Here is a 13,727-nt window from a genome sequence, read left to right as displayed (position 1 = left end):
GGCTCAGCGCTGGTTGCGCGGCTTCCACACCACGAGGGCGTTGCTGCGACGGATCGGTACCAGGTCGCGTCGGTACGCGGCGTGCACGCGAGCCAGTTCGTCCGCCATCTCGCCGATGCGAGACCGCAGTTCCTCGACCTCGTTGGTCAGTTCGATGATGCGCTTGATGCCGGCGAGGTTGACGCCCTCGTCCTGCGAGAGCCGTTGCACCTCACGGAGCAACGCGACGTCGCGCGGCGAGTAACGACGCCCGCCGCCGGTGGTGCGGGACGGCGTGACCAGACCGAGCCGGTCGTAGGTCCTCAGCGTCTGCGCGTGCATGCCCGCGAGTTCCGCGGCGACCGAGATGACGAAGATGCGCGCGTCGGGGTCGGCGCCCGCTTCACGCGGATCGTGGGTGTTCACCGATGATCACCTCCGACACTGGTCTCAGGCCCCGGGCCAACCGGCCCGGGGATCGAATCCGCCGGCCTTCTCGGCGGCCGCGTAGGCCTCGAGCGCGTCGCGGGCCGCGTCGTCGATGAGTCCCGGTATCGCGACCTTGACGGTCACCAGAAGGTCACCCGTGCGGGTCTTCTTCGCGATGCCTCGACCCTTCACCCGGAAGGTGCGGCCGTCGACGGTGCCCGGCGGAACCTTCAGGCCCACCCGGCCGTCGAGCGTGGGGACCGACAGCGTGGTGCCGAGCACCAGCTCGCTGTAGGACACCGGGACGGTGAGGGTGAGATCGTCTGCGGCGCGGCCGAACACGGCGTCGGGGCGCACGTGGACGGTGACGAGGAGGTCACCCGCACCCGCACCGCGCAGACCCGCTTCGCCGCGACCGGCCACGCGAACCCGCTGGCCGTCGCTGACCCCGGCGGGGACGCGGACGGTGACCGACCGGGTGCGGTTCTGCACACCGCTGCCCCGGCAGTCGGCACAGGGATCGTCGATGATGGAACCGGTGCCCCGGCAGTCGTCGCAGGGCTCGCTGAAACCGAACGCGCCCTGGTTGCGGCTGACGACACCGGCTCCGTTGCAGTGCGGACACACTCGCGGACTGGTGCCCGGCTTCGCGCCGCTGCCGTGGCAGGTGGTGCACGAGGACGGGCTGGTGATGGACAGCGGAACCGAGGTGCCGGTGGCGGCGTCGCGGAAGGACAACGTCACCTCCGCCGAGAGGTCGCTTCCCCGGCGCGGGCGGGTGGACGACGCCGTGCGCTGGCCACCCGCTCCGCCACGATTGAACAGTCCGCCGAAGATGTCGCCGAGGTTGGCGTCGCCACCCTGAGCGCCGCCTCCGAAGAGGTCGTTGATGTCGAAGCCCCCGGCGCCGCCACCACCGAAGTTGGTGCCGCCGAAGTTGTTTCCGCCGCCGGGCGAGAATCCACCGCGACCGAAGCCACCGCTGGCGAACATCGACCGGGCTTCGTCGTACTCCTTGCGCTTGGCCGGATCGGCCAGCACGGCGTGTGCCTCACTGACGGCCTTGAATCGCTCCTCGGCCTTGACGTCCCCCGGATTGGCGTCGGGGTGCAGGTCACGCGCGAGCTTGCGGTACGCCTTCTTGATCTCCTCCGCAGACGCGGAGGAGGAGACACCCAGTTCCTTGTAGAAGTCCTTCTCGATCCACTCCCGTTGGCTCACCGGTCATCTCCTCCTCTCGCGCTGATCTCTGCGGGTACTGCTGGTTACTGCTGTGGTGCCGATTACTGCCGTGTTGCTGGAACTATGCCTTCTCGTCGGCGGTGTCGCCCGGCGAATCGGATTCGTTCCCGCCGTCCGACGATCCCTCGACGACGGCCACCATCGCGGTCCGCAGCACGCGGTCGCGCGCCTTGTACCCGCGGCGGAACACGCTGCCGACCACGGGGTTGCTGCCGTCGCCCTCGTGCTGCACGGCCTCGTGCAGCGCGGGGTCGAAGGCGTCGCCCTCGACTCCGAAGGCCACGACACCCTGGGCGGTGATGACGTTCTCGAGCTTGTCGGCGACGGACTTGAGCGGCCCCGACTCGAGATCGCCGTGCGACCGTGCCCGATCGAGATCGTCGAGCACGCCGAGCAGTTCGGCGAGCACCGACGCCTTGGCGTTGTCGATGTCGACCTGCTTGTCACGAGCCACCCGTCGCCGGAAGTTGGCGAACTCGGCGCTCAGACGCTGCAGGTCGGCCGTGCGCTCGGCCAACTCGTCGACCTCGGGCTCGGTCTCGGCGGTCTCCGCCTCCGGGGCCTCGGCCTCCAGGACGTCGTCGTCCACCACCGAACCGGGCTGAGGCGCCGTGGCGGAGCCCGCGAGGGACTCCTCCACGACGTCGTCCTCTACCGGCCCGCGATCGGTGTCGTCAGCACTCACTTCTTGTCCGTGTCGGTGGGCTCGTCCACGACCTCGGCGTCGACGACATCGTCGCTACCGTCGGTCGGGGCCGCACCCTCGGCTGCGCCCTCGGCGCCCGCACCGTTCTCGTAGAGCGCCGCGCCCAGAGCCTGCGACTCCGTGCTGAGCTTCTCCACGGCGGCCTTGATGGCCGCGAGGTCGGTGCCCGCGAGCGCCGTCCGAGCGTCGGTGATGGCCGTTTCGACCTTCTCCTTGGCGTCGGCCGGAACCTTGTCCTCGTTGTCCTTGACGAACTTCTCCGTCTGGTACACGAGCGACTCGGCCTGGTTGCGGGTCTCGGCCTCTTCGCGTCGGGTCCGGTCCTCGTCGGCGTGCGCCTCCGCGTCCTTCACCATGCGGTCGATCTCTTCCTTGGAGAGGCCGGAGCCCTCCTGGATCTTGATCGTGTTCTCCTTGCCGGTGCCCTTGTCCTTGGCCGTGACGTGCACGATGCCGTTGGCGTCGATGTCGAAGGTGACCTCGATCTGGGGCACTCCGCGCGGGGCGGGCGGCAGCTCCGTCAGCTCGAACGAGCCGAGAAGCTTGTTGTGCGAGGCGATCTCGCGCTCACCCTGGAACACCTGGATCTGCACGGACGGCTGGTTGTCGTCGGCCGTCGTGAAGGTCTCGGAGCGCTTGGTGGGGATGGTGGTGTTGCGCTCGATGAGCTTGGTCATGACGCCACCCTTGGTCTCGATGCCGAGGGACAGCGGCGTGACGTCGAGGAGCAGGACGTCCTTGACCTCACCCTTGAGCACACCGGCCTGCAGTGCGGCGCCGACGGCGACGACCTCGTCCGGGTTGACGCCCTTGTTCGGCTCGCGTCCACCCGAGAGCTCCTTGATGAGCTCGGACACGGCCGGCATACGGGTCGAGCCGCCGACGAGAACCACGTGGTCGATGTCCTTGACCGCGATGCCCGAGTCCTTGACCACGGCCTGGAACGGCGCGCGGGTGCGGTCGAGCAGATCGGCGGTGATCTTCTGGAACTCCGAGCGGCTGAGCTGCTCGTCGAGGAACAGCGGGTTCTTGTCGCCGTCCACCGTGATGTACGGCAGGTTGATCGAAGTGCTCTGGCTCGAGGACAGCTCGATCTTCGCCTTCTCGGCGGCCTCGCGCAGACGCTGCAGCGCCATCTTGTCCTTGGTCAGATCGATGCCGTTCTGAGCCTTGAACTTGTCGACGAGCCAGGTCACGATGCGCTCGTCCCAGTCGTCGCCACCGAGGTGGTTGTCACCGGAGGTCGCGCGGACCTCGACGACGCCGTCGCCGATCTCGAGCAGGGACACGTCGAACGTGCCGCCACCGAGGTCGAACACCAGGATGGTCTGTTCCTTCTCGCCCTTGTCCAGGCCGTACGCGAGTGCGGCGGCGGTGGGCTCGTTGACGATGCGCAGGACGTTGAGGCCGGCGATCTGGCCGGCTTCCTTCGTGGCCTGACGCTGGGCGTCCTCGAAGTAGGCGGGCACGGTGATGACCGCGTCGGTGATCTCTTCGCCCAGGTACGCCTCGGCGTCACGCTTGAGCTTCATGAGCGTGCGGGCGCTGATCTCCTGCGACGTGTACTTCTTGTCGTCGATCCCCACGGTCCAGTCGGTGCCGATGTGGCGCTTGACCGAACGGATGGTGCGATCGACGTTGGTGACGGCCTGGTTCTTCGCGGACTGACCGACGAGAACCTCGCCGTTCTTCGCGAACGCGACGATGGACGGGGTGGTACGAGCACCCTCGGAGTTGGCCACCACGACCGGTTCGCCGCCCTCCAGGACGGACACGACCGAGTTGGTGGTCCCGAGGTCGATTCCGACCGCACGAGCCATTTTGTAGCCTCCTGTGTAAGTGCTGCTGTTCCGGGTACCTGGTGTATCGGGCACCGGAGTGGTTCATTCGCTGCATCGTTCCGGACGTCAGGACAGTGCCTGAGCGAACTGCACTCAAGTTTGCCTGCGCCTGCGCGCCCTCGTCAAGTCGGACTTGAGTGAAGCACGCTCAATGCAGTCACAGGGCACAACGTGCACCGGGTCGAGAATTGTTCCCGCCCGTCGACAGGTCTCGCATCGTCGCCGGCGAATCCGGCGACCAGACCACGAGGTCTGTGCCGCCCGCTAAGGTCTGCGCCATGGCACCGAGCAGGGCATCGAGCACGGCATCGACCGACGCGGGCCTCACCGCCCGCGGCCTCTCCCGATCGTTCGGCCGACACGTCGCAGTCGCCCACGCGGACGTCACCCTCCGACCCGGGCGCATCACCGGCCTGGTGGGCCCCAACGGCGCGGGCAAGACCACCCTCCTGTTGATGCTCGCCGGGCTGCTGGCCCCGGATTCCGGCACCGTCACCGTCGACGGCGTCGCCCCGGCCCCGGCCGAGCTCCGAGCCCGGATCGGATGGATGCCCGACACGTTCGGAACGTGGGACAGCCTCACCGCGACCGAGATCCTGTCCACGTTCGGCCGGTTGTACGGGCTCACCGCGCAACTCGCCCGCACCCGAGCCGCGGAACTGCTGGACCTGGTGCACCTGTCCGAGTTCGCCGACCGGCCCGCACACGAACTCTCGCGCGGACAGAAGCAACGACTGGGTTTCGCACGCGCACTGGTGAATCGACCGACGACGCTGCTTCTCGACGAGCCGGCGTCGGGTATGGATCCGCGATCACGCGTCGAGCTGCGCGATCAGTTGCGGTCGATGGCCGATCACGGCTGCGCGGTGCTGGTGTCGTCCCACATCCTGACCGAACTCTCGGAGATGGTCGACGACGTGGTCGTGATGACGCAGGGACGCACCCGCGACACCGCGCCGTCCACCGGCCACGCGTGGCGGATCCGCGAGGCGGGCCGACCGGCGGCCACGGCAACGACGATGACCTTCGCCGACGATCTCGAGGCCGCCCGCCATCTCGGCGACCTCGTCTCCTCGGGCGTCCACGTCGCCGAGTTCGCGCGGGTGGACACCGACCTGGAGGACACCTACCTCGCGCTCGACGCGGAGAGGACCTGATGACCACCACCACCGAGACCGTGCCCGGTAGCCGCCTCGACCGAATTCGGCGCTGGTGGACCGTCATCGGCGTCCTCGTCGGCCTGGAGCTGCGTCAACGGCTGCGCACGACCCGGTGGAAGATCAGCGCCGCGGTCACGTTCGCCGTGATCTCGACCGCGGTGTTCGGGTCGATGTACCTCGCCGTGAACGCCGGCGGCGCGGACTACCGCAGCTGGGCCGAGAACCTCTACGCCATCGTCGTCGGCATGCTGCTGTTCCTCGGCGTCGTGCTCGCACCCACCCTGACGGCGACCTCCATCAACGGCGACCGCAAGGACGCCACCCTCGCGGTGGTGCAGGCCACGCCGATCAGCAACTGGCAGTTGGCCGTCGGCAAGCTGCTGGGCGGATGGAGTTCGTGTCTGGCCCTGGTGGCGGTGGCCTCGCCCTACGTGGTGTGGGCGATCCTCGCCGCCCCGTACGGCATCGGTGTCGGACTGCTCGGCGTTCTCGTGCTGTGCCTGCTGTTCCTCTGCTATTGCGGTGTGGGACTGGGGTGGTCGGCACTGACCGCGCGACCGGCGGGTTCCGCGGTGCTCACCCAGGCAACCGTCTTCCTCGTGATCCTCGGCCTGCCCGCCGTCTTCGGATTGCTCTATCCCACCGTCACACAGGAGCATCGGGTGGTGGGTGCCGAATACACCTACCCGCCGAACGCGGGCATCGACGAGGAGCCTACGTGCCGCGACGTGGAACAGACGGTGACGTACAGCCACACCGAGCGGACCTGGTGGCTGCTGGCCCCGAATCCGTTCCTCATCGTGCCCGACGTGGTTGCGGCACACGACAACCCGCAGATCTACTCGTGGTCCGGCGACGAGCGACCCCCGGATCCGACGGTTCTCGCTCCCATCGCGGAGACCCTGTCCGCCGCGCGTACGGGCCCGTTCGTCGGCGAGCCCACCTGCCGAGACCAGCGTGCCACCTACACCACGGACGGCACCGTCGCCGGCTCGTACTACGAGGAATCTCGCAACCACAGCGGCGCACGCGTCGGTGACAGCTGGTACCTCGGACTGGGTGCGAACCTGGTGTTCGGCGGACTCGGGTTGGTGGCGGCCGGGCGTCGGCTGCGCGTGCCCGCCGGGGCCCTGTCGGGCGGCGTGCGGATCGCCTGAGAGGTGCGGCCGATCCGACCGCAGGCGACAATGACCCTATGCCGCTCGACGACGCCCTGACGCTCGACCGGGTGGCCGACGAGCTCTACGGACTCGACCCCGGTGAGTTCGTGGCCACCCGCACCGCGCGGCAGAAGCAGGCGCGCGCCGACGGTGACAGGCCGCTCGCCACCGAGATCGGTGCGCTGCGCAAACCCACGACGGTGGGATGGGTGGTGAACGTGCTCGCCCGCCGATCCGCCGACGAACTGGGCGACCTCCTCGACCTCGGCGACGCACTGCGCGAGGCGCAGCAGCACCTCTCCGGCGCCACGCTGCGCACTCTCTCCGGTGCCCGCCAGCGCGCGGTTCGCGCCCTCGCCACCCGAGCCGGCGAGCTGGCCGCCGAGCTCGGCAGACCCCTCACCGACGACGCCCTGCGCGAGGTCGTCTCGACGCTCAACGCGGCCCTGTCCGATCCCGACGTCGCCGAGACCGTGCGCCGAGGCCGAATGCTGGGGGCCGCCGAGTACAGCGGGTTCGGACCGGCGGTCCTCACCCCCGTCACCGACACGCCGCCCGAGCCGACGCCGACCGACGCCGCGACAGGGAATTCCCAAGAGCCCACGCCCGAGACCGATTCCGACGCGACAACCGCTGCGGAGCAGGAGGAGTCCGACGCGGCACGCCGTGAGGAGCGTCTCGCGGCCGAGCGCGAACTCACCGACGCCACGGCCGAGGCGGACCGCGCCGCCCGCGTTCTGGCCGACGCGGAGGAGCGCGTCGGCGCCCGCGGTGACGAGGTCGACGCCCTCATGCGCGAGCACGACGACCTGACCCGCCGGCTCGCCGAGGTGGTCGGCGCCCTCGACACCGCGAGGGCCGAGCGGGACATCGCCGTGGCCGAGCGCGACGACGCGAAGGATCGGCACTCGACGCTGCGGTCACGGGTGGTGAACGCGACGAAGCGCCTCGATCGGTGGTGATCGAGGCGCTTCGGTCGAGCGGTGGAGCTGTGGAGCTGTGGATCAGCTGATCAGGCGCAGTTGCCCGCCGTCGGCACTCCGCGCAGTCGCTGATCGAGCCAGTTGGTGGCCTTGCCCAGACCGGTGAAGTCCGGCAGGACGTGGCCGATGGCCAGACCCGGCAGGATCCACGGCAGCGGCACCGTGTTCAGTTCCACGGTCGCACCCTTCGCGCACCAGTCCGCGTTCAGCTGCACGGCCTGACCGTGCGGCACGATGTCGTCGGAGACGTTGGTGTCGATGTAGACCGGCGAGTTGGGCGTCCGGTTTCCGACCTTGTTCGCCGCCAGCACGGGGCCGGCCTCGGGGACCTTCTTGAGGAACTCCGAGAGCGACTCCCCCGTCGAGATCCACTGGTTGGTGCGTCGGAAGCCGATGGTCAGCGCCGATTCGACGATGCACTGGTTGGCCGCCTGCGCGAGGACCTCGCGACCCTCGTCGTTGACGGCCGCGTCGATGATCGGGTTCAGTTCGGGGTTGGACACGCGCAGACCGTTGATGGTGTACGCGATGACGCCGGTGAGAATCGTGCCGTCGACCTGAGCGAGTACGTCCTCGAGGTCCGCCACCGGTGCGCCCGCGTAGGTCCCCTGCAGGTTGAGCTCGGGTGCGTATTCGGGAGCGAGCTCGGCGGCTCCGGCCACGGCCCCGCCGCCCTGCGAGTAACCCCAGAGGCCGATGGGTGACTCGGCCGCGATCTTGGTGCCCTCCACCTGCAGCGCGGCGCGAGCGGCGTCGAGCACGGCGTGCGACTGGTCCACCCGGTTGACGTAGGTGTGCGTGCCGGGGGTGCCGAGTCCGGCGTAGTCGGTGATGACGACGCCGTAGCCACGCGCCAGCAACGCGTAGGTCTGCAGGATCTCGTACTCCACCATCAGGCCGAGGACCGGCGTGTAGGTGAGAACGTTGTTGAGCTGCTTCGACGGTGCACACTGGTCGCCCTGACCGTGCGTTCCGGGGGCGATGACCACCAGCGGCCGAGGACCGGGACCGGTCCAGTCGGCGGACGGGTCGATGTAGGTGCCGGAGACGGCGTTGGCCTGCCCCTTGGAGTCCTCGCTGCGGTACATGATGCGCGTGGCCTGGCCCGGGATGGGACCACCGAGGCTGGGGAGGGAGAGCGCCAGGTTCGACGCGCCCGTCCGGATCAGGTCACCGTTGGAGCCCGGGAGCACGGGCGGCGGTACGTAGAAGTCACCGGCCGGCTGAGCGGCGGCCATCGGTGTCACCGCACCGGCGATGCTGATCGTGAGGGCCAGGAGCACCCCCGCTGTTCTGCTGAATCTCATCGAATTGTTCCGATCGCTGATCGACGTGGGAGGGGCAAGCCGGACTGCACGCTGGGCTGCGCGCTCGCCGAATGTACGTGACGGGCAACACCTTCTCCGCAGTTTTCGGGCGTCGAGTCGGCTTTCGGGTCATCTCGAGATCCGGTCATCGAATTCGCGCCGGTCGCTTGGACGCGGCCACACCCAACTCTCACCACGCGACGTACTCTTTCCTGGTGACAGGTCTGCGAACGTGACGACGCCGCCCGGAACACCGGAGGAACCGGCCAAGCCGCCGCGTCCGTCCGTGCGCGTCGAGCCGCTGCGCGACCCCGTGCCCGACGCCCGCCCCCGCGCCGTCGTCGTGTCCGCGGCGCTGTGGTCGACGTGCCTCGCCCTGATCGCCGTCACCGCGGCGATTCTCGGGGTCGGCTACCGCGAGCTGCGAGCCCGGCTCACCGACGGTCTCGCCGCCGCCGCTCCCGACACCTCGTCGACGGCCATCGACGAGACCGTGACCGTCACCCTGATCGCGGGCGCCGCGGCGGCGGCCGTCATCGTGCTCGTCGTCGCGTCGGGAATGCTGCAGGTCCTGCGGCGCCGCACCGCCGGCCGAGCCTCGCTCGCCACGATGTCGGTGTTGGCGACGGCAGGGTCGGTCGCCTTCCTGATCGCGACGGCCGACGCACTCCCGACGCTCGCCCGGTGGTTGCTTCCGGCGGTCGTCGCCCTCGCCGCGGTGTCGTCGGTGCCGCTGTTCCTCCGTTCCGTGAACCGCTGGTTGTCGTCCGCCCCGGCGCGTCGCTGACGCCGCGAAGTCACCCGCTCAGGTCGGCCAGGATCCCCTCGGCGCTGCGGGCCGCCACTCCGCACGCCCGCGCGGTGAACTGATCGATCAGGGGATGCCGGGCGCGGGTACGCCACGACCGCACCGCCTCGAACGCGGTGGTGCGCAGAGCGTCGACGCCGTCGTCGGGGTCGAGCCCGAGGCGGGTCGCCGACTCGATGCCGTGAGCGCCGATCACCCGGTTCAGTTCGGCGAGTTGCTCCTCCGGCAACCGAGCCGAGCGCGCCCGCAACTGTCCGAGCAACCGCAACTCCCGGAATCCGTGCACGTCGGCGAGGGTCTGCCCGACGGCGGCGTGCAGTTCGCGCGTCGCGGTGCGCGGTGATGCGGCGAGCACCCGATCGAGCGCGACCAGCGCGGAGTGCGCCTTGAGCTGATCGGCCCGCTGACCGAACTGGGTGTCGACGATGGTCTGCAGCTCCCCGAGCCCGCTGCGCTCCACCAGTTCTCGGGCCAGCGCCGTCGAATCGGCAGTGCCCATCCGGATCAGCGTCACGGCCATCCGAATCCCGAACAGTCCGAAGCGATCCGCCAGCGCCGCGCGCGTCGCCGGTTCCACGGTCAGCGGCATGTCCGGGCGCGAGAATCGATCCGCGGACAGCATCGCCAGCTGCAGGTCGGCCGGATCCGCGGCTGCGAGATCGACGAACGCGGCGTACTCGCTCTGCCGCAACGTGCGCGCACCGAGGGCGAGCAGGCCCGCCACGGGAACGACGGCCTGACACAGACCCGTCTTCTCGAGCTCGACCGCGAACCGCGCGGCGACCTCCTTGGCCGACATCATCGCGTCCATGCGCCCGGCGCCCACCTCGTCGGCGCGCGAGACCACCCCCACCACTCCGAGCGGTCCCGATTCCCCGCCGACGGCGTCGTTGATGCGGCCCAGGAAGTTCGTGTCCGACGCCGTGAGGGTGCGAAGAAGGTAGACGACGGCATCGGCACCGGACGTGGAGTCCTCAGGAGTGAGCATCTCGAGGGTGCGCGCGGAGACGTCGCGCGAGAGCGAGGACGTTCCCGGGGTGTCGATGATGGTGGTGCGAGCCAGGGTTCGCGCCGGCCACTCGACCTCGAGCCGGTCCACCTGCGACGCGGTGAGGTCGCCGAAGTCGAACGACAACCGTCCCGATCGCCGCAGGACCGGGATGCTCCGGTTGCGGTCGCCGTCGTACCAGGCGGTGACCGACGGTGTCGTTCCGCGCCGGTACCAGGTGACGACGCGCGTGCACTCGGTCGCGTCGGTCGGGGCGATGTCCTGACCCACGAGGGCGTTGAGGAGCGTGGACTTGCCGGCCTTGAGCGATCCGGCCAGCGCGATGCGCAGGGGTTCGTCCAGCCGTGCTGCGCACCGGTCGAGTTCGTCTCGGCTCGCGGGCTCGTCGCGGTACTCGATCTGCGCGGCTCCCACCAACTCTCGCGCCCGGTCCAGGGTTCGGCTCACGAGGACGAACCGATCGCGGCGGTGCCCGTGGTCTCGGGCCCGGCACCGACCTCCGCGTCGGGATCGAGTTTGCCGGCGATCGCACGCACCGCCGAGACCGTCTTCAGGGTGCGCTCGAGTTCGGCCGTCCGCGACGACCGGTCCGCGTTGGCCACCGACGCGGCCTGCTGCGCCGCCCGCAGCGACTCGTCCACCGAGCGCAACGTCTGATCGGCCATGTCCGAGAAGTGATCTCGCAGGAGTCGCTGCACCAGCCGCAACCGGTCCTTCGACTCCTTGCCCACCTGGAAGCTCACGTCGTCGGTGAACTTGCGGATCGCGACCTTGGCGTCGGCGCGTCGTTTCAGAACGCGCTGTTCCTTGTCGTCCTTGTAGGCCTTGCTGCCGAGCAGCACGCCCGCGCCGAGCGAGATGGGATTGAGCAGCGCCATACCCATCATGGTGGAGATGAGGCCGAACATCAGGACGCCGCCGTAGGACCCGCGCATGCCCACCAACACCTTGGAGGTGATGCCCATGCGCCCCGACTCGAGTTCGGAGAGGGAGGTGACCGGATCCATGATGCCGTCGATGTCGGAGATGTCGACCGCGGGCAGATGCCCGTCCGCGGTGTCCGCGAAGTGCCGCGCGACCGTCTCGGCGAGCCACATCGACCGCTCGTGGGCCCAGACGAAGTTGTCACCGACCGCGGCGGAGATCTGCTCCTGCAACCACTCTCCGATCTGCGGCCACTCCTTGCCCGGATCACCACCGTCCACGGCGTCCTCGGCCTCGCGGGTGATCGCCCGAAGCCGGTCGCGCAGATCGTGATCGATGTCCGCCGCGAGGTCGGTGACCCCGTCGTTGAGCGTCTGCTGCCACCGGCTCGTGCGCTTCTGCAGGTCCTCGGCGGTCGCCTTGGCCTGCTGGAGTCCGGCCACCGCCTTCGCCGCCGTCTCGGGATCGCGGAGCGCCGCGAGTTCGCTGCCCAACGCGAGAGCCAGGTGTTCCGACACCGAGCGCAGATCGAGGGCCACGGCTTTCCGGGTGGTCTCGTCGGCGGCCGCGACGACGCGGTCCCGCAGCCAGTCGTACAGGGCCGGGAATCCCGCCTCGGCGTCGAGGGACGCGTCGCCCAACCGGGTCGCGTGCGAACGCAGCATCGACGAGATGGGAAGCAGCGGAACGTCGATGCCCTCGCGTTCGAGGTGCCCTCGGTCCGCCTCGACGATCTGCCGCCAGTGCGGATACAGATCGGTCTTGGTGATCAGGCACGCGACGGTGGGGCACAGGCCCACCACCTGCCGCAGGAACGCGACCTCGGGTTCGGTGAACTCCTGGCTCGAATCCGACAGCACCAGAACGGCATCCGCCGACGTGACCAGACCCAGGGTGCTGCTCGCGTGCGGGTTCCCGTGACCGCCGACGCCGGGGGTGTCCACCACCACCAGACCGTCGGCGAGCAATCGGCTCGGCACCCCGATCTCGAGCCGCAGGACCTCGCGCCCCTCGGCCGCGGGATGGGCGGGGGTGACGCCCTGGATGTCGTCGACGGGGATCGGAATCCGCACCGGATCAGCGCCGAGTTCACCGACCACCAGCTCCGCGATCGCCGTGTCCGCGTGCTGCACGACGGTGGGCACGGCGGTGGTCTCGTCGTCCCCCACCGAGCACACCTCGAGGTCGAGGAGCGAGTTGACGAACTGACTCTTGCCCTGCTTGAGCGGGCCGACCACCACGATGCGGCGTCGGGGATCGAGCACCCGCTCGCGCGCCGACGTCAACCGCTCGACGAGGTCGCGGCGACCGGCTCCGGCGGCGACCTCGCTCAGCCGCGAGAGCACCTCGCCGAGTTGCTGGGCGTGGGTGGCGACCGGGGCGGCGCCGGCGGCCGAGGCCACCGCGGTGGTCGAACTGCTCTCCATGAAAATTCCGATCTGGTCTGAGGCGAACGGGGTCCGGTGGGTCCGGTCGTCTCCTCGAATTAAACGGGAACGGCCCCGTACGCGCATGCGTACGGGGCCATTTCCGTGCTCGACGAGAGACGACGTCAGTTGGTGAGGTCTCCCAGATCGACGGTCGCGTCCTGCGCCGAGGTGTCGACGTCCGCGGACGCGTCGTCCCCGCCGAGGCCGCCGGTCAGACCGCCCATCAGACCGCCGGTGAGCCCACCGGTCAGGTCGTCGACGGTGCCGCCGACCGCTCCGGTCACCGCGGTCGAGGTGCCGAACACCGCGTCGGCGTCGACGTCGGTCCAGGCGTTGTCGCCCGAACCCGTCTCGACGGAACCGCTGCCGCTGTCGACGGACGCGGCGCCGGTGTCGATCGCGCCGCCCGTGGCCAGACCGGCGAGGTCACTGGTGAGGTCGACGACCCCGCCCACACCGGCAGCTCCACCCAGGCCGGCCGCACCGCTCAGATCGGCGGCACCACCCAGGTCGGCCACACCGTCGGTCACCGCTCCGGCCGCGGCACCCACGTTGCCCACCAGCCCGGCTCCGGCGCCGACCGCTCCGTCGATTCCCGCGGTGGCGTCGAGGCCACCGGCCACTCCCGCGACGGCGTCGAGGTCCAGCGACGAGGCCGCTCCGGCTCCGGCCGCGGCCGCCGCGCCGGCGATACCCGCCACGTCCACGACGTTCTCGAGGTTGGCGGCCACGGTGTCCTCCGTGATCGC

At 69.7% G+C, this 13,727-nt stretch carries 11 protein-coding genes; 4 read left to right on the top strand and 7 right to left on the bottom strand.

What is annotated here, in order from left to right:
* Positions 1-3 precede the first annotated feature (3 nt).
* From ACY466_RS03765 to dnaK, 4 genes are all read right to left on the bottom strand, one after another.
* Positions 4-405 carry a heat shock protein transcriptional repressor HspR gene (locus ACY466_RS03765; protein WP_463249972.1) on the bottom strand — a complete coding sequence of 134 codons (402 nt, stop codon included), beginning with the start codon at positions 403-405 and terminating at the stop codon, positions 4-6.
* Positions 406-429: 24 nt separating this feature from the next.
* Positions 430-1,629: a molecular chaperone DnaJ gene (gene dnaJ / locus ACY466_RS03760; protein ID WP_463249971.1), complete on the bottom strand. Its 1,200-nt coding sequence runs from the start codon at positions 1,627-1,629 to the stop codon at positions 430-432.
* Between the two features lie 82 nt (positions 1,630-1,711).
* Positions 1,712-2,335: a nucleotide exchange factor GrpE gene (gene grpE, locus ACY466_RS03755; RefSeq protein ID WP_463249969.1), complete on the bottom strand. Its 624-nt coding sequence runs from the start codon at positions 2,333-2,335 to the stop codon at positions 1,712-1,714.
* Positions 2,332-4,176 carry a molecular chaperone DnaK gene (gene dnaK / locus ACY466_RS03750; RefSeq protein WP_463249967.1) on the bottom strand — a complete coding sequence of 615 codons (1,845 nt, stop codon included), beginning with the start codon at positions 4,174-4,176 and terminating at the stop codon, positions 2,332-2,334. The genes grpE and dnaK overlap by 4 nt, the downstream gene beginning before the upstream one ends.
* 299 nt (positions 4,177-4,475) lie before the next feature.
* On the opposite strand from dnaK, the gene ACY466_RS03745 reads away from it, so the two are divergent.
* Genes ACY466_RS03745 through ACY466_RS03735 form a run of 3 tightly spaced genes read left to right on the top strand, consistent with a single transcriptional unit; the run spans position 4,476 to position 7,479 of the window.
* Positions 4,476-5,354 (top strand): ABC transporter ATP-binding protein, encoded by an 879-nt coding sequence (locus tag ACY466_RS03745; RefSeq protein ID WP_463249965.1) that lies wholly within the window; start codon positions 4,476-4,478, stop codon positions 5,352-5,354.
* Entirely contained in the window at positions 5,354-6,514 is a 1,161-nt protein-coding gene (locus ACY466_RS03740) for an ABC transporter permease (protein ID WP_463249963.1), read from the top strand. Before ACY466_RS03745 ends, ACY466_RS03740 begins: the two co-directional genes overlap by 1 nt.
* 38 nt (positions 6,515-6,552) lie before the next feature.
* The gene (locus ACY466_RS03735) at positions 6,553-7,479 is read left to right on the top strand and encodes a zinc ribbon domain-containing protein (protein WP_463249961.1); all 927 of its coding nucleotides are present in this window, start codon (positions 6,553-6,555) and stop codon (positions 7,477-7,479) included.
* 50 nt (positions 7,480-7,529) lie between these two features.
* Here ACY466_RS03735 and ACY466_RS03730 read toward each other — a convergent pair whose 3' ends face one another.
* A complete protein-coding gene (locus ACY466_RS03730) occupies positions 7,530-8,807 on the bottom strand; it encodes a lipase family protein (protein WP_463249959.1) in 1,278 nt (425 codons plus the stop codon).
* 232 nt (positions 8,808-9,039) lie between these two features.
* On the opposite strand from ACY466_RS03730, the gene ACY466_RS03725 reads away from it, so the two are divergent.
* Positions 9,040-9,594, top strand: a complete 555-nt coding sequence (locus ACY466_RS03725; RefSeq protein ID WP_463249957.1) for a hypothetical protein — start codon at positions 9,040-9,042, stop codon at positions 9,592-9,594.
* Positions 9,595-9,604: 10 nt separating this feature from the next.
* On the opposite strand, the gene ACY466_RS03720 is transcribed toward ACY466_RS03725, so the two are convergent.
* Positions 9,605-11,071, bottom strand: a complete 1,467-nt coding sequence (locus tag ACY466_RS03720; protein ID WP_463249955.1) for a dynamin family protein — start codon at positions 11,069-11,071, stop codon at positions 9,605-9,607.
* Positions 11,068-12,975 (bottom strand): dynamin family protein, encoded by a 1,908-nt coding sequence (locus ACY466_RS03715; protein WP_463249953.1) that lies wholly within the window; start codon positions 12,973-12,975, stop codon positions 11,068-11,070. Before ACY466_RS03715 ends, ACY466_RS03720 begins: the two co-directional genes overlap by 4 nt.
* Positions 12,976-13,727 lie beyond the last annotated feature (752 nt).

This window comes from Rhodococcus sp. K11/5 (assembly GCF_055193735.1).
Note: the sequence above shows the minus strand (reverse complement) of the source record. Positions and strands in the feature narration are given on the sequence as shown.